Below are 21116 nucleotides of genomic sequence, written 5' to 3' on the forward strand. Positions count from 1 at the left end.
TGGACACCTGAAAGGCACCGGCGCCCAGCAGTGGAGCACCGCCTGTGAACAGGCAGGTGGCTGACGTCCGGGCACGAAAGCCCGGGCGGGCCGGTCGGCGAGGGAGGATGGGCCGGCCCGCCCGGAGATCAGCGGCCGGTCACAGGCTCACGTCCCGGCGGCGGATGTCGTCCAGGGACTCCCGGCGGATCAGCAGGCGGGCCCGTCCGTCGCGGACGGCGACCACGGGCGGGCGGCCGACCAGGTTGTAGCCGGAGGCCATGGACAGGTGGTAGGCGCCGGCCACGGGGACCGCGAGCAGGTCGCCGGGGCGTACGTCGGCGGCGAGGATGTCGCCGGCTTCGCAGTGCCGGCCCACCACGGTCACCCGGGCGGTGTCGGCGGTGCTGTGCCGGCCGATCAGGCGGGGGGCGTAGCGGACGCCGTAGAGGGCGGGGCGCGGGTTGTCGCTCATGCCGCCGTCGACGGCCACGAACACGTGCTCGCCGGTGTGTTTGACGGACAGGACGCGGTAGACGGCGATGCCCGCCGGTCCGGCGACGGCCCGTCCCGGTTCGATGATCAGGCGGGGTACGGGGAGTCCGGCCGTGGCGCAGGCGTCGGCGGGTTCGTGGACCGTGGGCATCGTGGCTCCTCTCAGGCGATCCGCAGCGCGGACATCTCGTGCGTGAGCGGCCCGGCCGGTGGGACGGGGGCCGCCGGCGCGACCGGGACGGCCGGCGTGACGCGTGCGGGCGCCGGGGCGGTGAACTGCGGGTCGACCGTGACGGCGGTGACGCCGAGCGGAGCGGTCAGCGCACGCAGCGCGGGCTCGGCGAGCCTGATCCACGCCTGGCCGGAGCCGAGGGTGGCGGTCAGCCGGCGCTCGGAGGTGAAGCCGACGGCCGTTCGCCGGCCGAGCGGGGTGCGGAAGAGCCGGGCCGCACACCCGGAGGGACCCGGCCGGACCGGTATGTACAGGGGTCCGGCCGGGAATCGATCGGCGGGCTCGGGGTCCTCGCCGTGGAGGAGTTCTGTCATGGGGTGCCTCCCGAAGGGCAGGAAATGTGAGATCGGAGCTGTGGGACCCCGGACGCGGGGAGGCGGGCCGAGGTTCGCCGTCGACGTTATGCCCGGACCTCCCGGTGGCCGGACCGGTCCTGACGGGATGCTGACGAGGAGCCGGACGACTTTGACGGGCCGCTGACGGTGCTGATGGGAGGGTGCGGAGAAGCCCGGCTGCGCTGCGCGGAACTCTGGCCGGTGGTCGCCTGGAGCCTCCGGAGGGGATCTCGCCGCCCGCAGGTTCCCGGCCACGAGCGCCCTGGACCCGGAGTGGGAACGGCTCACGGAACCCTTACGGCCGCTGCCCCGTACCGGTGGGCACGCCACCTCGTATCGGCGGGCAGGCCACCATCACGGCCGGTCAGCCGCCTCACAGGAGCCGGAAGCGAAGCCGACGGATCACCGCGTCCGTCTCCCATCGCATCGCGTGGGAGACCACCGCGCCCCGCTGGTCCTGCTGCGGGCTGCCACGGGCCGCTTCGCGAGGTGATCGGCCCGGTTGTCAGCAGCTCCTCGTCGGGTTCACGAACGGGCCCGGTCCGGTCGGCGGCTTTGCGCACGGCGGCCGCCGCTTTCCCCCTGAGGCAATCCCGGGGCTTGTGAGGCCTTCTGCGGCTACGGAAGGCCCCACCTTCTCGAAGACCACCCGGATCCAGGACGGCCGGTTCGGTAGGCGGACCGCGACTGATGCGGTGCCGTACGCCCTCACATGCTGTGGCGTTCGGGCGGCCAGGCCGATCGGGGGGGGCGGGCACTCGTCCGGCACCCGCCAGTGCCCGCCTTCGGTTCGGTCTACTGAGCGGTTGACTCGTCAGGGTCGACGAAGCGGGGGCTAGAAGTCCTCCACCCATTCCTGACGCTTGAGCGCCGCCACCGCTGCCGCTCTGCTGGACACCTTGTCTCTGTGGCCTTGCGGCATCGTTGCCGCTGTTTGGTTCTCACCGTCCGGGATCCAGATCGCGTTGTGCCCGTCTGCCACATCGCCCTGGACTTGTTCTGCCACGTGGCCCGTGGCTTCACCTACGCACACACGTGAGCCGTCGACGTCGCACACAGCCAGCGCTGTCACAGCCGTGGCGGAACGATTGTCGCTCTGCTGCAGCATCTGCAGCATGCCTTCGCTGCCTACCGTGTTGAAGAACCAGCCGGTGAACGCGCCGGGCAAGCCGTGCCAGGCATCGATGTAGATGCCGGTGTCGTCGACCAGGACGGGGCGGCGCACCAGGGAAAAAGCCAGTTCGGCCTTGCGCAGTGCGACGTGTTTGACGTCCAGCGACTGCACTTCGGGGAGTTGCATGGACACGGACGCCAGCTTGAAGCCCAGGAGCGACTCGAACTCGGCAACCTTGTTCTTGTTGCTGCTCACCAGGGCCAGACCCCGGGGAAAATCCGTTCCGGCCAGAGTTCTGAAATCGGAGGCCTTCGACGCAGCCCTTGGACTGTCGGACTGGTGGACAGGCTGCGGCTGCGACTGCTGCACGTCTGCCACTGGATGGGCGAGGCTCGAAAATGCTGGACTCGGGGGGAGCAGGCCCGGACTTGTGACGTCTATCGGCCAGGCTCCGTGGAGCGGCGTTTGCACGTCAACAAGGTTGGTGGGCTCGTCACGCATGACTCACGGTATCACGGGCGTCACTGCGTGATCTCTGGCGCGGCAGGCCGGATCCGAGGGTGCGGCAGTTTCTGAACGGCTCGTATACGCAGGTGGTTTGACCTGGGGCGCGCTTCCACCGAAGTGCCTCTTGGCTGGGGCGCGGGCCCCCTGAAGCGCCTCTTGACCGAGCCTCCGATCCGGCGGCCGACCGTGCAGCCGCCGACTTGGCGCGGCCGCGGATTGCATCGATCCGACCTCAGCGTGACGTGGCCGCCCGTGCGTGGGAGGCGGTGGGGCTCAGCCCCCATGCGTCGCCATTCGGCACAAGCGCGCAGCCATGACGATCGCGAAGCGCAATCGGCCAGCGTTTTCAGGCCAACTCTCCGCTAGCCCGGTCGAGTTACCTGCGGCTTGACAGATTCTCTCGGGCCGTCATGCTGCATTACGGAGACTCTCTCGCCCGTGGGTAGGAGTGTGATCGGTGCTCATTCTTGGTCTGGCCGAGGCCGCCGGCCTGCCGTCCGAATTGCTCGGCGGGAAAGGGGCCGGATTGGCGAAACTCGCCCGCCTGGGCCTCCCGGTCCCTCCAGCCATCATTCTGACCACTGCGGCGTATCAGCGTTGGTTCGAAGCCGGATTCCGAGTCGACGACGGCTTGCGCGGCATGGTTGAGCTCCAACTCGAGCAGCTGAGGCCACAGGCCGCGGGAATGCCGGGCCTGTCAGCGTTCGATCCGTTCCTGGTCTCGGTGCGATCGAGTCCCATCGTGTCCATGCCGGGGATGTTGAACTCGGTTCTGAATGCGGGTGTCTCCCAGGACTGGCTGGAGGCGCAGCCTGCGTCATTCGGAAGCGAGATCCTTGCCGAATTCACGCGTAGCTATCTGATGGCTACGGGAGCCCGCCCCGACAGGTCCGCCGTCACGAGCATCCCGGCGACGGACGCGGAGTCGAAGGCAGACCTTCGAGCAGCCTCACAGCATGCCCCCGTGGGAGCGCCGCTGCTGGACCAGGTGACTGCCTGCATCGACGCCGTCTTCCTCTCGAACATGCGCAGGAACGTTGCCGAGTTCACCGACCGGCGTCTTCTCGGCGGCCAGGTGCCGATTGCGTGCATTGTCCAGGTGATGGTCTACGGAAACCGTCCGGAAGGAAGTGCTTCGGGAGTTCTCTGGAGTCGCAATATCCAGTCCGGAGAGGGTCCTTGCGAGGGAACCTACCTCGTGAATGCTCAAGGGCCGGAGGTCGTCGGATCGGCGAGCGTTCGTGAACCCCGGTCACTCCTTGAGATGAGGACGGACTGGCCTGACGTCTTCGAGGACCTGTGCCGGATATCGAACATCTTGGAAGCCGAATTCCCACATGTACAGGAAGTCGAGTTCACGGTGGACGGACGAAGGGTCTGGTTGCTGCAGACCCGCGACGTCTCATTGTCTCCACCGGCCTCGGTCCGGTACGCCTGCAGCAAGGTGGATGCGGGAATGTGGACACCCGCCGAGGCGGTCCTGCACACCCGGGCGGATGCGTTACCCCGGCTGACCAATCGGGCAGCGTCGGCGGCGCCGGACTCGTCAGCGGATCTCCTCGCCCGGGGAGTACCCGCTTCAGCGGGCATCGCAACCGGCCCACTCGTTCTCAAGCCGGATGAAACCGACGGTTCGCTCCTGCCGGACAACGCCATCCTCCTGGCGGAATCACTCAGCCCTCAAGACGACTTCGGGCTGATGAAAAGCTGTGCCGGCTTCATCACGATCCGTGGAGGCCCCGGTACACACACCGCCGCTCTTCTCCGCAAGCTCGGCAAGCCCTACGTCGTCAGCCTCGACCGGGAGATCCAGCCGGCTCGGTCGGGTGCCTCCGTGCGATTCGGAGTGAACACGGTGGAAGCGGGCGACACCGTTACGGTTCTGGGAAGCCGGGGAGAGCTCTTCCGTGGAGAACTGCGGGAGTCGGAGGACGCGGGTACCCGAGAGCAGGTCGAGCGCTTCGCGCAGTGGACGGCAAGCCATGGCAGCCTGAGCTCCTGGCAGGTGTTCAACTACCCGGGGCGGCACACGGACCACAACATCAGGAGCGCCGTCGAATCGGTGGTCCGAAGGAACACCTGGAAGTCGGAAAAGGCCGTTGTCACCGAACTCCTGAGTCTTGTCCCGGCCCAGTGGCGGATCAGACAGGAGGTCTTCCCCGCCGGCGACCGCGACGCGATCCGTAACGCCATGCTCTCGGGAATCGAGGCAGGCTTCTGGATCGGCCCCAAGGTGTGCCGAACAGCGGATCCTCACCTGGGCAACGGCCCCTGGCAGACAGGGATCAAGACGGCCGAGGAGGTCGACTCCTTTCTCCAGGACCCTGCGTATTCCGGTCGCAGTCCACACGGCGGATACCTCTCCTGGGTGAGCGACACCGCGGTGACCGAACTGATCGTCGTGTTCGACCCGCAGGGAAAGGGCGAGCCCGAACTCGATGCCGAACACTTCGTGTGCACCTTGTCCTGCGCGGGTTCACCCGCTCAACTGCAGATCGTGCTCATGCTCGGCACGTCCCGTCTGCGCTCCCTGGAGTCGGCGTCGCCGCACGAGGTCATTCTCGTCACGGTGGAACCCGACTACCAGCACTCGCACTACCTGGGTCAGGTGCGCCCGTTCGTGGGCCGTGACTACTGGATCGGCCCGGGACCCGGCCGGTTCGCCGAGGTCGCCATGTCACGGGGTGAGCTGTCGTTCAACAGACTGCACGGGCTGGTCGACGAGCGGAGCCTCGTCATGGCCGAAGAGGTGACCGGCCTGATCGTGCGGGAGTTCTGGAAACCGCCATTCGATCTGCCGCACTACATGGTCGCCCTGGACGACGAGTTCGGGCTCGAAATCCTAGAGTTCCAGGGCAGGGCCGACAGCAGAGGACGTCTCGCCTTCTTCAAGCTGTTCGACGCGAAAGGTCATGAGGAGCAGCTCTTCATCGATCGCGCCTGACACCGCGAAACGAATCCGGGAGACACCTGTGACTCATCCCCATCCCTCTCTTGCGACGTTTCCGCGCCTTCCGCTGCTGGACCATGTCGAGGAGATCTTCGACGTGAAGACCTCACAACCGCTCGCCGGCTTCTCGATCGTCTGCGTTCAGCATCTTCTGGCCAGTACCGGTGCGCTGATCAGGTCGCTCTCCCGCTGCGGGGCGGACCTGAGCCGGATGCAGATCATCGGCAAAGGCTATTCCACCAACGAAACGGCGCTCCGCATGCTCCGCGAGGCAGGGATACGTGTTCTCAATCCCGGATTCCGTGGATCCGCGGATCAGCCGTACGACGCGATCCTCGCCCATGCGGTGCAATCGGCGTTGACGCGTATACAGGACACGCTGCGGACCACCGGCCGGGGCGTGCTGCTGCTGGACGACGGAGGGCATGCCCTCGCTCATGCGCACGCGCTGTTTCCACCGGAACTCCCCGTCGTGGCAGTCGAACAGACCACGCGGGGCATCCGCGCGGCGAACGCTCTCGAGCCGCGCTTTCCCGTCGTCAATATCGGGCGCAGCCGCGCCAAGTTGCACCTCGAAGCACCACTCATCGCCGCCTCCATGGTCCATCACCTTCAGCGACTGCTGGCATCGGGCCGCGATCTCTTCGACGACCTCGACGAGGTCTTCCTCATCGGCTACGGAGCGGTCGGTCGTGCGGTGGCCTTTCGGTTGAGGGCGGAAGGCTATGGCGTCACCGTGTTCGACAAGTCGGGTGAGGCGCGAAGGGCAGCGGCGGCCGAGGGCTTCCTGACCTCCGACGATCTGCACACCCCGCTCGCTCGACGGTGCGTGACGGCGGCCTCGACGGGTGGTGTCTCGTTTCCGGCGGACCTGCACGCGGTGCTGCGCCCGGGCTCGGTCCTCGCCAACATGGGTTCGTCGGACCTGGAGTTCGCGGCCTGGGAACTACGCCAGGGTGTGAGCGTGGCCGGCGTCTATGACACACAGGGCCGCGAACTCGCCGATGACGATCCGGAAGCGCCATGGGACAGGCACTACCGGCTCGTCGGCGAACAGGGGTGCCGGTACCTGCTGAAGGGGGGATTTCCCGTCGACTTCGACGGAGGACCGGACCCGATATCTCCGTCGGCCATCCAACTGACCCGCGCCCTGCTCCTGGCCGGGGTGCTTCAGGCGTCCGGCGAGACAAGACCGGGCGTGGTACCGCTGGACGAGAACATCCAGCAGCTGATCATGACTGCCTATGCGCGGAGTGTCGCTGAGAGCCGCTGACACGGAACCGATCGGCTTGTCAGGCCTCAGCACACGGAGTGCAGTGCTTCCAGCGTGGCCCTTCGGATCGCGGCCAGCGTATCGACGGAGAAGGCGTCAGATCCTTCTGGTGGGAGGGCGTAGACGGACACCGACGCCGGAGGCCGTGGTCCACCCGATGCGAACAAGCCGGACAGGTCGGTGAAGTTGCCGATCGACCCGGTACGTCCATCGACGATGGACACCTCCTTGGCCGACGCCCGTGGGCTGTCCCAGTGGATCGCCACCCGCATCGGATCCACGCCCGCGGCTTCGGCAACCAGATGTTCGGCCGCCGCCTGCTCCTTCCTCAGGGTTTCCGCCGGCTTGCGGACCGCCTGAGCAGCGACGTCGTCGTCGACCTCGATCCTGACAACCGACTTCATCAGACGGCGCTTGAGGAGCGCGCGGACCATGTCGCCGGCGCGGGAGTCAGGGGCCCCGGCCAAGGTGGCCAACGTCCGATGGTCGTCCCAGCCGATGTACTCCTCCACGAAGGCGGCATCGAGATCCTCAGGGGCGAACACCCTGCGCGGCAGCAAGCCCTCGTGGACGCCGGAGACGACGGCCCGGATGAGCATCTTGTCGATCCCCACCCGCGTCCTGTGCCCGTACACCTGGCGGTGCATGTGATACCGACCCAGCAGGAGACCCTCGACGGCGAAAATCCCGTCGCGGTCATAGGCGAGATGATCACCATCGGGAGTCTGGGCGATCCTTGCTGCTTCGATCAGTTTGTCGAGATCGAAACGACCGTAGTCGACACCGCAGAAATAGCTGTCACGCAGCACGTAGTCCATCTTGTCGATGTCCGCCGAACCGGAGACCATGTCACGCGCCACCGACCTCCGGGTGCCGTGCCCCGTTCCGGTGAGCAACTCGGCGATCCATTCGGCGTCGGCGCCCAGAACAGACCGGATCGGTGCGTGATATCGGACGATGGCGGCCGAGATCTTCTCGTGTACGTGCGTCTGCCCGGTCAGTTCTTCGAAGATGAATTCGCCGACCTGGGAGAAGGGGCCATGCCCGACGTCGTGGACCAGCGCAGCAGCCCGCACACGCCGCACCTGCCTCGGCTCTAATCCAAGACGGCCGGCCAATCGCCCCGCCAGGTGGCATGCGCCGATGCAGTGTTCGAACCGGCTGTGCCGGGCTCCTGGATAGACGAGATGCGTCATCGGAAGCTGCTGAACGCCTCGCAGCCGCTGAAATGCGGGCGAGTCCACTATCCTCCACTCGTGATCGGTCAATTCGATCAGGCCATGTACGGCGTCGCGGACTTCCCTGCTGCTCATCGGCGCCATCCCGTCCTTCGGACCACGGTGATTCGTGTCCCCGAGTCTCCCACGTCCCTGCGGACGAGGCAGGCGTCTCATCGTATTCAGCCCAGAGGGTGAACTGACGCTCCGTGAACCACGAGTGAGGCCTCACGTGCAGCGACCTGGAACAGACCATGACGGTGCGAAAGGCGTGCGGGTCCGCTTTCACGTGTCGGACATCCGCGGTCGACGCGTCCTGGCTGCACGGGCGGACTCGTGTCAAAGTAGGGAAGCGCTGCTGGTCGCCGAAGGGGGAGTCCGATGAGTGGTGCTCGTGAAGGGAAGTGCGACGGATCAGATCTCTGTGCTGAACTGTCCGGGGCGGCCTCCACCGAATTCGGCAGGACCTACCAGGGTGATCCGCAGAGCAGGGTACTGCTGGAGACGATCAACTTCGCCGTCGTGGTCGACATATCACCCCTGGTCGAGGGCCATTTGCTCGTGGTTCCCAAGAAGCACTATCTCAGCTTCTCCCGCGCGATGTCGGACTACCGGCACGAAGCACTCGGCGTCATCCGAAAAGCCAGGGACTGGGTTCGCAAGACCTATGGTGAGGTGACGTTGTTCGAGCACGGGTCCACTGCCGACCAGGCCGGCGGGGCCTGCATCGCTCATGCCCACCTACACGTACTGCCCGTGGAGACCAAGAGACTGGTTGCCGTCATGCAGCGTGACGCGCTGGATCTCAGCGCGTTCCCGGACATCTCCGGTTGGACGGACATCGCGGACGGTAAGCTCCCCTATCTTCTCTGCTCGGACGGGGAGTTGTCCTTCGTGGCCCTCTTGTCAGGGCGCGTGAGACATCAGTATCTCCGGTCCGCTTCGGCGGAGGTGCTCGGTATACCGGACCCTCAGTGGGATTGGTCGCTCGTCGTCCGCCGGGATCTGCTGCGCGGTACCGTCCGTCGCTACCGGAGCGCGATCAGCGGCCTGGCGGGGTGATCCGGATTCCTCGTTCATAGTTCTCGAACTGCCGGATCAGCACGCGCCAACGGTCGATGTCGACCACGTGCTGCTGTCTCGTCGCCGCCTCATGGAGCAAGGGGCCGACAGCCGTGGCCCAGCCCTCAGGAGGATGGGAGACGAAGACCGCTTCACCCAACTTCAGTTGCAGCCTGTTGGTGAGAGCGCCGAGACGGTCCCGCAGGCCTTCGAGTACGAGCCTCCTCTCGTCAGGGGTGCCTTCGATCGCCAGCTCCACCAGCGACCTGATCGCGCCGTAGCGCACCCACTCGCCTCGTTCCTTGTCCAGGGCCTCGAAGAGCAGAGTCGTGTTCGCTGACGACCTGAAAGCCCCGAGGCTGTGGACAACACGCCACCGGATGTCCGTGTTGCTCGTCGACCGGTAGATGGCCCGGAGCTGCCTGAGATCAGCTTCGTTGAGCGACCACCGCTTGGCCGCGTTCGAGACCGCCCAGCCCATCACCGGGTTGTCCCCGGCCAGCAGTTGGAGGTTCTCTTCGCGACCCGCGTGATCTGCGCTCAGACCCAGGGTTCTCCTCCACTGCACGAACCAGTCCTCGTCGGAGTCGATGGAGTGGCTCAGCCGGATGATGTCATCGGCCGACCGTACGACGGCCGCGCCGTGGAAGGTGGCGTTCGGAAGTCCCTCGAGCATCGTCCTGGTCGCCTCGCTCGTCCAGATGAGCGGATCGAGCACCTTCTCGGCCGCGCAGCAGGCGAGCCATGCCTCGACCTCCTTCGAGAACAGCGTTCCCACTCCGTCCGTGGAAACGCCGACGGTCTTCACCGCGTACAGCCAATGCCAGTTGTAGACCGCTTGGAGAAACCTGTCGCCGACGGAGGGAGACCTGAGCATCCGCAGTGCGCTGAGGAGGAGTTCGGTCGAATTCGCGGAGAACGTCACGCGGTTGAAGGAATCGGAATTCCACTCCTCCTCGTGCCGTGCGAGGAAACGCGCGGCCAGGAAATCGTTCTTGATCTGGTGCTCGAACTGGATCTCGCCGTCCGTCGACGTGACCAAGGTGCCATCCGCGACCAGACGGTGGGCGGTCGCCTCCGTCAGCCACTTCTCGGCGAACGACAGCGTTGCCGCGCGTGTGCTGTTGCGGTACATCTCGAAGGCCATGGCGCTCAAGCCGTCCAGATCACCCTCGGTCAGCCGCTCCTGATCCGTATAGAACAGCTCAAGGCTGCTCTCCGCCGATCCCAGCGCCGGCCTCCCCGTCGAGATCGCCTGCTCAAGGAAGAAGGGACGCCCGAGCAGCGCCCTGTCCGCGTCCGATACCGCCGCGCGCACCTCCGCCGAGAAGTGCTCGGACAGGACCGCTTCGACGGTGTCCACGGTCAGGGGATGCAGTTGCAGTTCTGTCCACGGCCACAGATCGGTACCGCCGTCGTGATGGACCCGATCGGCCACCAGGGCGGACAGGCTCAAGGGATGCTGCTGCAGGTAGGCGTCTATCGCGTTCAGGATGATGACGGAGGTTGCCTGGCTCGCGACCTCGTTCAGTCCGTCGACGAAGAGGACCACCTCGCCGAGTTCGAGGAACTCCTCGAACGTACTGGGGTTGATGGGCACGACGGATGTACGTGCCATGACGGCGAACTGCTGGCTTCGGGCTTCGGCGGATTCGCTGATCTCGCTCATCGCCTGGGAGTGTGCGGGCTTCCAATGGCTGAGATCGAGGATGACCGGGATGGCGGCACCCGACCGGATGCTCTGGAGTGCGGCGCGGCGCAAGAGCACCGATTTACCCGCACCCGCGGGCCCGCGCAGGATGATCCGCCTTCTGGCAAGGCACTCGGCGATGATCTCGCTGGGGTCGGACATGCGGGCGTCGTCGCCCGCCTGCCACTCGACGGCCAGCGGACCCGCCACGCCGGGGGGTTTGCGCGAGAGGACCTCTCCGAGCTTCGTGAGGTACTTCTCCAGCAGGCGAGCCCGGCTGCTGTCCCCCTCGTGCGGCGGAACGGGATAGTGATGATGGACGGAGTTGTCGTTGTAGGTCGCGGTGGCGTTCTCCGCAGTGGCAACCGGACCGGTGATGTTGCCGCCCGCCTGGACGGCTTGATCGCCCGCGTTCTGCCCCACCCGATTCCGCCCGTCGCCCTCCGCCCCTGTCCCGCTTGTCGTCATGCCGCTCACGACGCTCCTGACGCATCGCCTTCGGGGGACTGCCGGCGTTCGTCGGAAGGCTGCGTCCGGTCGTCGGCTCGGGCGTTCCTTCCGGTCGCGACGGCTCCGGTGATGTCGCCGGCGGCCTGAACGGCACCCGATCCGGCCCGTTGCTCGACGCTGCCCCTCGGAGGATTCCCGTCCCCCGTGTGAGCCGGGGGCGGAGGGGAAACGGCGGTGGCGCCGGCACCCCGTCCCGTGGCGACCGCGCCGGAAACGTTCCCCCCGGCCTGGACCGAGCCACGGGTTGCCCGCTGCGAGATCCCTTCGACCGGGTTCCTGCCCGAGGCGGGGATGAACCATCCCACCAGCGTGAGCAGCAGCCCTGCTACCGCGAGGACCGTACCGAATGTCGTCCCGCGACTGTCGCGTTCCCCGGCACCGCCTCCCCAGGCCCACCACCCCACGCCCACACCCACCAACAGCAGCACGACGCCCGCCACGACGATCAGGACGCTGCGAGGCCTGGAGACTGCCATGACGCCAACCCCTCTCGAGGCACGAAAGACACGTGCCCCCAACGGTAGTGCGTGAAAGGCCCGTTGCGCCGCCCGTGGTGGGCGCGAGCCGTCCCGGCCCTCACCTCATCCGTCTCTGTGGCTGCATGGCGACGGCCGGCGTCGTCCCGGGTCACCGTCTCGGAGACCACGACCGTCCGCCGAAGCGGCTTGCGGTCATCGGTTGCCCGTCCAGACGATTCGCTCCGCGAAGCCGCCCCGCTCACGGGCTTTGGCGGCGCGGATCCGCTCCAGCCGTTCCGCGTCGGACCCCAGCTCCACGGCGAGTGCGCGTACGACCTCCAGTACATCCGCGAGTTCCTCGAGCGCCGAGTCCTCATCCGCCTCGAGGAACTCGACGACTTCCTCTCCGAGCTTGTCCCGCAGTCGGCTGCGGTACTCCGCCGGACTCGCGACGTAGGTGACCGGATCGCCCCCGTCCGCGCGAATGATCTCCGGAATCCGGTCCCGCACCAGCTTGCCCCGCATGTCACCGGGATTCATGTCCGCTTCTGGCGTCTGTCGCCGGGGAACGGTTGCCACATGCCTCTCCTCTCGCTGTCACGACCTGATCGATCGCCTCGGGATCCCTCGGCAAGATCATGGCCCCTGAGCCTTGGACGTACTCGGGTCTGGGGCCGGTGCGGCGAGAGGGCGTGCATGGCGTCGCCGGGCAGACGGGAATTGTCAGACAGGCCCTAGGGACGGTCCGGCCCCAAGGCGTCGTGGACTGCGGCCAGGATGGCCTCGGTGTCGGCTCCCAGCGCGCGGGCGGAGGAGATGAAGTCGCGGGCGAGGGTAGCGAGTTGGGAGGCGTCGGGGCGGGCCGGGCCGGCCGGGGGTGCCGCGACCCGGGAGCCCGCCCCGCGGCGGGTGCGGATCAGCTCGGCGGCCTCCAGCTCGCGGTAGGCGCGGGCCACGGTGCCCGGCGCGAGGCCGAGGTCCGTGGCCAGCTGGCGCACGGTCGGCAGCCGGTCGCCCTCGGCCAGCCGTCCGGTGAGGATCAGCGCGCCGAGCTGGGCGCGGATCTGCGCGTACGGCGGCACCTGACTGGTGGTGTCGACGCGGACGACGGGCTCATGCATGGTCGGGTGACTCCTCCGCCGCGTGGTCGTTGACGGCCCGGGGTGCCACCAAGGTGACCAGGGACCAGACGACGGTGAACAGGTTCAGCAGGGCCAGCGGGTAGAACACCCAGAAGGTGAGCGCGCCCATCGCACCGGCGCAGCCCGTCTCCGTCAGCGAGACGGAGAGCATCAGCACGGCGTACAGCTGCTGGCTCGACACCAGCAGGCCCCAGGCCCCGGTCACCGCCCACGCGCGGTCACGACGCTGCTGCTCCATGCCCGGTCCGTGGGCGATGCGGCGCAGGGCCCACACGCAGGTGGGAGTGGCTATGGCGAGTGCGCCGAAGATCGGAAGGCTGTAGTACAGGCCGGGCCAGGGGCCCAGGGACGTCCGCATCCCGTTGCACGTGACGGCGACGACCTTCCCCGTGGTGAAGAGGCGGTCGGAGTCCACGGAGGCCGTGACGGCCGCGATCGCCAGCAGCACGGTGAGCGAGAGCCCCTGAAGGGCGATCAGGGGGCCCATGCGCGGTGGCACATGGTCTCTGACCAGGCGCGGGGCGAGACTCGCGGTGCGTACCGCGTCCTGGGGGACCAGGGTCAGCGCGTCGGCGAGAAGGACGCCCGCCACCGCGCACAGGCCGAAGGCCGTGATGCAGAACACGACGCGCTGCTCGAACTCGACCTGCCCCACTGTGGACACCCCCTGTGCGGCGATGATGCCGATGGCCAGGCCGGACCAGCGGGCGTAGTGGTCCGCGTGATCGAGGAAGCGGCTCTGGAGCGGGGCGGCGTCGAGCATGGAGAGATCTCCTCGGATCATCTTGTACCAAGCGGCGAGTACAAGATGCCGCAGAAGGAATCTTGTGTCAAACATGCGATACAAGATGAGGCGGAGAGCGGCAGGCCGGGGGAAGACCCGCGCGCAGGAGACCCGGCACGGGCGTGCGCCGCCGGTCGAGCGCGCACGCCGCGCCACGGAGCCGCGCTCCTCGACCGGCCGAGGCACCGGATCGGCACCGGATCGGCGACGGGACCGCGCGGGCGGCGCCGAGGGCGTCGGGCTCCTCCGGGCGGCAGAGGTGCGCGGGACCGCACGTCCGCTCCGCCTTACGGCCTCACGCGGCGGTGGCGTCGGCCTCCATCGTCATGCGGGCCACGTGGAGCGCCAGGTAGGAGACCTCGTCCTCGCTCAGACGCCGTCCCAGACGCAGCTCGACGATCGTCGCCAGCTGCTGCGCGGTGCGGGTCGCCTCGGGGTAGTACTGGCGGATGCCCTTCCCGATCGTGGACTCGTGGCCCGTGAGCTGCCGGTGCTGCTGGATCCGTACGAAGAGGTAGCGCACGTGGGTGATGAACCGCGCCACGTTCATGGCCTCGTGGGAGACGTCGATCCCGTACCGCTCCCGTATGACGGCGAGCATCTGCTGGATGACCCCGGTCATCGTGTACGTGAAGGACAGATCGCCCGAGACGAAGCCCGCGTTGACCAGGTGCAACGCGAGCGGGGTCGCCTCGGAGGCCTCCAGGCGCGGGCTCACGTGCTCGTTGATGGCCTGGAGCAGGAGCTGCGCTTGCGCGTACTCGGTGGCGTACAGGGTCTGCACCTCGGCGCGCAGCGGGTACTCGATGACGATGCCCTGCGCGGCCCGGTCCAGCGCGCCGGCGATGTGGTCGGCGACGGCGATGGCGAGCGTGGGGCGGGTGGACTCGCGCCCCTCGATGCCGACATCGCCGAGGGCGGTCACGACGGCCTCCAGGACCTCCTCGCTGATGAGGGCGAGGGCCTCGGCCAGATGGTGGGGATCGGCGGCGGGGCCGGAGTCGCGGTCGTCGGCCGGGACGAAGACACGCTCGATCAGCGCGGGGTCGACGGGTTTGCCCTGGTGGGAGCTGAAGCCGATGCCGCGCCCGGTGAGGATGACCGGCTGGTCCTTCTCGTCGCTGGCGAGGACCACGTTGTTGTTCAGGACACGCAGAGCCTTCACCGTCGGCCCTCCTTTCCGTCCGTTTTCCATCCTCTCCCGAACCGACGCGGCGCGTGCACGCGTCCCCTCTCGGGGAGCGTGCACGCGCCGTACCGGATCAGTGGCGGAAGATCACCGCCGCACGGTCACCACAGGGGCGCCCGCGGTGACGTCCTGCCCCGTGTGCGGCTCGACCGAGGCCATGTCCGCGGTGTTGAGGACGGTCATCAGAGTGACGGTCGAATACCCCGCGGCGCGCACGGCGCCGAGGTCGACCTCGGCGAGCAGGTCGCCGGTGGAGACCTTCCGGCCCGCCTCGACGCGTACGTCGAAGCCCTTCCCGTTCATCTTCACCGTGTCGATGCCGATGTGGACGAGGACCTCGGTGCCGTCGGTGGTGCGGATGCCGAAGGCGTGGCCTGTCTCGGCGACGGTGATCAGCTCGCCGTCGGCCGGGGCGACGACGTGGCCGTCGGCCGGTTCGATGCCCACGCCCTCGCCGAGCGCGCGGGAGGCGAAGACCGGGTCCTCGACCTCGCCGAGGCCGATCACACGGCCCGCGACGGGTGCCGCGAGTTCGAGGCCCTTGCGGGCGGCGGGAACGCCGGCCCCGGCGGAGCCCGCGGAAGCCGGACCACCGGTGGCGGCGGGCGCGGCGCCGACGGCGACGAGCTCGCGCTCTTCGGCCGGCACGGTCTGGGCGGGGACGGTCCGGGCGGAGGCGGCGGCCTCGCCCTTGGCGGCGGCCTCCGCCTTGGCGGCGGCCTCGGCCGCGTCGCGCTCGCCGTTGACCTGGGCGCGCTCCTCCTTGGTGCGGTAGTCGGAGAAGTACACGAGCGCCATCGAGGTGAAGAAGGCCGCCGAGATCGCGATGATGTACTTGATCATCGGGTCGAAGACCGGGATGGTCAGCAGGGAGGTGAAGGCGAAGGCCTTGGTGTCCACGCCGCCCAGGATGCCCACGATCAGGCCGCCCACGAGGCACCCGACGAGCATGCGCGGGTAGATCCTCTTGAAGCGCAGGTGGATGCCGTAGAGCGACGGCTCGGAGATACCGCCGAGCAGACCCGCGGCCAGGGCGCCGGTGGCGGTCTGGCGCATGTCCTTCTCACGGTGGCGGACCGACAGCAGCAGGACACCGGCGGTCGCGCCGAAGCAGGCGAAGTTCCACGCGCCCATGGGGCCCTGGATGAAGTCGTACCCGAGGGTGTTGATGTTCACGAGCATGAGCGCGTTCAGCGGCCAGTGCAGCCCCAGCGGCACCAGGAAGGGGTACAGCAGCGGGATGACGATCGCGAAGACGATCGGGGCGTTGCCGTTCAGCCAGGACAGACCCGTGCCGAGGCCGTTGCCGGCCCAGATCCCCATGGGACCGATGAGGAAGGCGGTCATCGGGATCATGATCAGCATGCTGAAGAACGGTACGAAGACCATCTGCACGTTCTCGGGGAAGACGCGCTTCAGGCCCTTGTAGACCAGGGCGAGCAGGGCGACCATCAGCAGCGGCACGAACACCTGGCCGCCGTAGTCGTTGAGCTGCATCGGCAGCCCGAAGACGTGCGCCACGGACTCCGAGGTGCCCAGGGTCGCGTTGGTCGTGGTGGTGACGCCGGGGGTCTTGGACCCGATCATGCCCGTGAAGTTCGGGGTCATCACCGCGGCCATCACGGTGGCACCCACCCACGGGTCGATCTTCAGCTTCTTGGCCGCGTTGTAGGCGACCATGATCGGCAGGAAGTACAGCACCGAGCGCCACATCGAGTCGACGAAGACCCAGGTCGCGGACTTGTCCGCGGCCCGGAAGTCGACGACGCCGAAGGCGTCGAGCATGGAGGCGATCGCGATGATCAGCGAGGCGCCGAGCAGCACGCCCAGGAGCGGGCGGAACGAGTCCGAGAGGTACTCGAAGAAGTTGTCGAGCCAGGCGAAGCGGCCGCGGCCCTTGGCGCGGATCTCGGCCTTGACCTCGGCGTCGGACTGCGGGCGGGGCGTGCCGCCGCCGCTCATCGACGGCAGGTTCATGATGTCGGAGTAGACGCCCGCGACGGCTCCGCCGATCACGATCTGGAAGCGGTCGCCGGACTGCGGCACGGTGCCCATGACACCGTCGAGGGCGTCGAGCGCGGCCTGGTCGGCCTTGCTGCCGTCATGCAGCTGGAAGCGCAGCCGCGTCGCGCAGTGCGTGAGGCTCTCGATGTTCTCGGGCCCGCCGACGCCGCGGAGGATCTTCTCCGCCAGCATTTCGGATGTTGGTGTGTTCATGCTGCTTCACTGCATCCCTGGTTGTCGCGATCCTGCATCGGTCCGCGATCTCTCACGCCCGGACCGTGGCAACAAAAAAGGCCCGGGCCGCGCACGAGGCGCCACCCAGGCCTTGCCTCCCTCAGGCCGGACGCCGGGGGCGTCCGTAGGGAGTAACAATCCTGCGATCGAGATCGATCGGAAATGACTATAGCAGCGCGGCGAGGTTCCGACGGCGTTCGTGACCACCACCACACGACCACGCGGTGGGCACTCGGCACCGGGCGGCGCCGGAGCATTCCGCGACCTTCCGGCGCGGCGCCCGGCCCGGGAGCGGCGCCCGCGCGCACGCGGGCGAGCAGCAGGCCGGCGGCCGCCGGCCGCCGCGGGGGCGCGCCCCCTCCGGTCGGCCGCACGCCGGCGGCAGCCACCCCTCCGATCAATTGAAACCGTTCAATGTTCGAGCACGCGAACCGGTCGATTCGCTTGATGACACGGATAAGCATGGCCGATTTCCGGAAAATACCGCCGCACTTGTTGACCTCCGCCTCCCCCACCCCTACCTTCACCGCGGTGAATCGATTCACAACTCCTAGGTGAGGGGTCGCAGTTGATCAGCAGGAGGAACATCCTGGCGAGCGCGGCGGGTGCGGCGGGAGTCGTCGCCGCGACGGCCGCCGGAGCGGGACCGGCCGCGGCGGAGTCCGCGCCGGCCGGCTCGCGCGCACGGCGCGGGGCTCCGCGTATCACCGCACCGACCGTCGAGTACGTCCAGCACCCCTTGGGACTCGACACACAGCACCCCCGGCTGAGCTGGCCGATGGTCTCGGACGAGCCGGGGACGCGGCAGGGCGCGTACCGGATCCGGGTCGCCTCCAGCGCGTCGGGTCTGTCCCGTCCCGATGTCTGGGACAGCGGGAAGGTGATGTCCGGGCAGTCCGTCCTCGTCCCGTACGCCGGTCCCCGGCTCGCCCCGCGCACCCGCTACTTCTGGTCCGTGCGGGTCTGGGACACCGACGGCGCGGCCTCCGGCTGGAGCGCGCCGTCCTGGTGGGAGACCGGTCTCATGGACACGCCCTGGTCGGCGGAGTGGGTCTCGGCTCCCCCCGCCCTCACGGACGCGCCCTCCCTCGAAGGCGGCGCCTGGATCTGGTTCCCCGAGGGGGATCCGGCGAGCAGCGCTCCCGCGGCCACCCGGTGGTTCCGGCGGGTCGTCGAACTCCCCGACGACGTCACGGCCGCGCGGATCGCCATCAGCGCTGACAACGTTTTCTCGCTCTCGGTCAACGGTACCGAGGTGGCCCGCACCGACCTGGCGACCGAGCACGAGGACTGGCGCCGCCCGGCCGTCGTCGACGTCCTCGGACGGCTGCGTCCAGGACGGAACGTCCTCGCGGTCGAGGCTGCCAACGCGACGGTGGGGCCCGCCGGTCTGGTCGCCGTTCTCGCCGTGAGCACCGCCTCCGGCGAGCGGCGGACCGTCACCGACGCGTCCTGGAGGACCACGGACGCGAAGCCCTCCGACGACTGGCGCGGCGACGGCTTCGACGACAGCGGCTGGCCCGCGGCCCGGGTGGCCGCCGCGTGGGGCGCGGGCCCCTGGGGCAGGGTCGTCCCGGCGCGCTTCGCCGCGAACCAGCTGCGCCACGAGTTCACGCTGCCCGGCAGGCGGGTGGCCCGCGCGCGCCTGTACGCCACGGCGCTCGGCCTGTACGAGGCCCACCTCAACGGCCGCCGGGTGGGCCGCGACCAGCTCGCCCCCGGCTGGACCGACTACCGCGAACGCGTCCAGTACCAGACCTACGACGTCACCTCCCTCCTGCGGCCCGGGGCCAATGCCCTCGGCGCCTTCGTGGCACCGGGCTGGTACGCCGGGAACGTCGGCATGTTCGGACCCCACCAGTACGGTGAACGCCCCGCGCTGCTGGCGCAGTTGGAGATCGAGTACGCGGACGGGACGAGTGAGCGCGTCACGTCGGGCACCGGCTGGCGGGCCGCGGCCGGACCGATCGTCGCGGCCGACCTGCTGAGCGGTGAGACGTACGACGCGCGCGAGGAGACCGACGGCTGGACCTCACCCGGTTTCGACGACCGGACCTGGCTCGCCGTCCGTGCCGCGGGTGACGGCGCGCCCCGCCGGATCGTCGCGCAGCTCGACGGCCCGGTGCGCGTGGCCGGTGAACGGCCGGCCGAGAAGGTGACCGAACCGGCCCCGGGCGTCCACGTCTTCGACCTGGGCCAGAACATGGTCGGCTCGGTCCGGCTGCGCGTCTCGGGCGAGGCCGGGACGACCGTGCGGATGCGTCACGCCGAGGTCCTCAACCCGGACGGCACCCTCTACACCGCGAATCTGCGCTCGGCGGCGGCGACCGACACCTACACCCTCAAGGGGGGCGGCGAGGAGACGTACGAACCGCGCTTCACCTTCCACGGGTTCCGCTATGTCGAGGTCACCGGGTTCCCCGGCACTCCCTCCGCCGCGGCCGTGACCGGCCGCGTCATGCACACGTCGGCACCCTTCACCCTCGACTTCGAGACCGACGTCCCGATGCTCAACCAGCTGCACAGCAACATCACTTGGGGCCAGCGGGGCAACTTCCTCTCCGTACCCACGGACACGCCCGCCCGCGACGAGCGGCTGGGCTGGACCGGTGACATCAACGTCTTCGCCCCCACGGCCGCCTACACCATGGAGTCGGCGCGCTTCCTGGCCAAGTGGCTCGTGGACCTGCGCGACGGCCAGACCGCCGAGGGCGCGTTCACGGACGTGGCGCCCATGGTCGGAACGGTCGGCAACGGAGTCGCGGGCTGGGGCGACGCGGGGGTCACCGTCCCCTGGTCGCTGTACGAGGCCTACGGGGACCGGCAGGTCCTGGCCGACGCCTGGCCGTCCGTCCAGGCGTGGCTGGCCTACCTGGAGCGCCACAGCGCCGGCCTGCTGCGGCCCGCGGACGGATACGGCGACTGGCTGAACGTCTCGGACGAGACGCCCAAGGACGTCGTCGCCACCGCGTACTTCGCGCACAGCGCCGACCTCGCGGCCCGGATGGCCACGGCGCTCGGCGAGGACGCCGCGCCCTGGGCCGGTCTCTTCGAGCGCGTCCGCGAGGCGTTCCGGCACGCCTATGTCGGCGCCGACGGGAAGGTGAAGGGCGACACGCAGACGGCGTACGTTCTCTCCCTGTCGATGAACCTGCTGCCGGACGCCCTGCGCACACCGGCGGCCGGCCGGCTCGTCGACCTGATCCGCGCGAAGGACTGGCATCTGTCGACGGGCTTCCTCGGCACGCCCCGGCTGCTGCCCGTCCTCACGGACACCGGGCACACCGATGTCGCCTACCGGCTGCTCCAACAGCGCTCCTTCCCGAGCTGGGGCTACCAGATCGACAAGGGCTCCACCACGATGTGGGAACGCTGGGACTCCGTCCGGCCCGACGGCAGCTTCCAGACCCCGGACATGAACTCCTTCAACCACTACGCCTACGGCTCGGTGGGTGAGTGGATGTACGCCAACATCGCCGGCATCTCCCCGGGCCGGCCCGGCTACCGGGAGACCGTCGTCCGCCCCCGGCCGGGCGGCGGCGTCACCTCCGCGCGGGCCACGTTCGCCTCCCTGTACGGCCCGGTCTCCACCCGGTGGCGGCAGCGCTCCGACGGCTTCGACCTCACCTGCTCCGTGCCCGCCAACACCACGGCCGAGGTGTGGGTCCCCGCGACCGGCCCGGACGCGGTCTCTCACACCGGCGCGGCCTTCCTGCGCACGGAGGACGGCTGCGCGGTGTACCGCGTCGGCTCCGGCGGCCACCGGTTCACCACCTGACCGGTATCCCCCAGGGGACCGAAGGGATCAGGTGGCCACGGCGGACGCGTCGCCCGTTCGCCCCTAAAGCCTGTCTGACAATTCGCGTCGTCGCCCGAAGGGCGGCCCGGCGGCGTCAGGTACGTGCTCTCGGCGTGCCGGCCCCGGACCTGCGTACTGGACG

The 21116-nt window shown here is 68.7% G+C and carries 13 protein-coding genes and 1 pseudogene; 4 read left to right on the top strand and 10 right to left on the bottom strand.

What is annotated here, in order from left to right; translation table 11 throughout:
• Positions 1–139: 139 nt before the first annotated feature.
• The 3 genes and pseudogenes from ACFYW9_RS37110 to ACFYW9_RS37120 form a co-directional block, all read right to left on the bottom strand.
• Positions 140–610: pseudogene (locus tag ACFYW9_RS37110) on the bottom strand (diaminopimelate decarboxylase family protein); the annotation flags it as partial.
• Positions 611–636: 26 nt separating this feature from the next.
• Positions 637–1020, bottom strand: coding sequence for an SAV_915 family protein (locus ACFYW9_RS37115; protein WP_389159490.1), 384 nt, complete (start codon positions 1018–1020; stop codon positions 637–639).
• Between the two features lie 856 nt (positions 1021–1876).
• A complete protein-coding gene (locus ACFYW9_RS37120) occupies positions 1877–2524 on the bottom strand; it encodes a non-canonical purine NTP pyrophosphatase (RefSeq protein WP_389159491.1) in 648 nt (215 codons plus the stop codon).
• Positions 2525–3119: 595 nt separating this feature from the next.
• On the opposite strand from ACFYW9_RS37120, the gene ACFYW9_RS37125 reads away from it, so the two are divergent.
• Together ACFYW9_RS37125 and ACFYW9_RS37130 are read left to right on the top strand one after the other, a co-directional pair.
• Positions 3120–5606 carry a PEP/pyruvate-binding domain-containing protein gene (locus ACFYW9_RS37125; RefSeq protein WP_389159492.1) on the top strand — a complete coding sequence of 829 codons (2487 nt, stop codon included), beginning with the start codon at positions 3120–3122 and terminating at the stop codon, positions 5604–5606.
• 28 nt (positions 5607–5634) lie between these two features.
• Positions 5635–6885, top strand: a complete 1251-nt coding sequence (locus tag ACFYW9_RS37130; RefSeq protein ID WP_389159493.1) for a hypothetical protein — start codon at positions 5635–5637, stop codon at positions 6883–6885.
• Between the two features lie 26 nt (positions 6886–6911).
• Here ACFYW9_RS37130 and ACFYW9_RS37135 read toward each other — a convergent pair whose 3' ends face one another.
• Positions 6912–8198: an HD domain-containing protein gene (locus ACFYW9_RS37135; RefSeq protein ID WP_389159494.1), complete on the bottom strand. Its 1287-nt coding sequence runs from the start codon at positions 8196–8198 to the stop codon at positions 6912–6914.
• Positions 8199–8483: 285 nt separating this feature from the next.
• Here ACFYW9_RS37135 and ACFYW9_RS37140 point away from each other — a divergent pair, with 285 nt between their 5' ends.
• Positions 8484–9164 (top strand): HIT family protein, encoded by a 681-nt coding sequence (locus ACFYW9_RS37140; RefSeq protein ID WP_389159495.1) that lies wholly within the window; start codon positions 8484–8486, stop codon positions 9162–9164.
• On the opposite strand, the gene ACFYW9_RS37145 is transcribed toward ACFYW9_RS37140, so the two are convergent.
• The 6 genes from ACFYW9_RS37145 to ACFYW9_RS37170 form a co-directional block, all read right to left on the bottom strand.
• Positions 9145–11331, bottom strand: coding sequence for an NACHT domain-containing protein (locus ACFYW9_RS37145; RefSeq protein WP_389159496.1), 2187 nt, complete (start codon positions 11329–11331; stop codon positions 9145–9147). The two genes, ACFYW9_RS37140 and ACFYW9_RS37145, sit on opposite strands and share 20 nt — an antisense overlap.
• 704 nt (positions 11332–12035) lie before the next feature.
• Entirely contained in the window at positions 12036–12362 is a 327-nt protein-coding gene (locus ACFYW9_RS37150; protein ID WP_389159497.1) for a nucleoside triphosphate pyrophosphohydrolase, read from the bottom strand.
• Between the two features lie 194 nt (positions 12363–12556).
• Complete coding sequence (locus tag ACFYW9_RS37155; protein WP_351869248.1) at positions 12557–12943, bottom strand: GntR family transcriptional regulator; 387 nt, start codon at positions 12941–12943, stop codon at positions 12557–12559.
• Positions 12936–13727, bottom strand: a complete 792-nt coding sequence (locus ACFYW9_RS37160) for a hypothetical protein (protein WP_389159498.1) — start codon at positions 13725–13727, stop codon at positions 12936–12938. Before ACFYW9_RS37160 ends, ACFYW9_RS37155 begins: the two co-directional genes overlap by 8 nt.
• A gap of 316 nt (positions 13728–14043) precedes the next feature.
• The gene (locus ACFYW9_RS37165; RefSeq protein ID WP_389159499.1) at positions 14044–14913 is read right to left on the bottom strand and encodes a PRD domain-containing protein; all 870 of its coding nucleotides are present in this window, start codon (positions 14911–14913) and stop codon (positions 14044–14046) included.
• 111 nt (positions 14914–15024) lie between these two features.
• A complete protein-coding gene (locus ACFYW9_RS37170) occupies positions 15025–17154 on the bottom strand; it encodes a glucose PTS transporter subunit IIA (RefSeq protein ID WP_389159500.1) in 2130 nt (709 codons plus the stop codon).
• A gap of 589 nt (positions 17155–17743) precedes the next feature.
• Between ACFYW9_RS37170 and ACFYW9_RS37175 the strand changes: the two genes are divergently transcribed.
• A complete protein-coding gene (locus ACFYW9_RS37175) occupies positions 17744–20953 on the top strand; it encodes an alpha-L-rhamnosidase (protein ID WP_389159501.1) in 3210 nt (1069 codons plus the stop codon).
• The last annotated feature ends 163 nt before the right edge of the window (positions 20954–21116 follow it).

This window comes from Streptomyces sp. NPDC002698, from assembly GCF_042888945.1.
GTDB lineage: Bacteria > Actinomycetota > Actinomycetes > Streptomycetales > Streptomycetaceae > Streptomyces.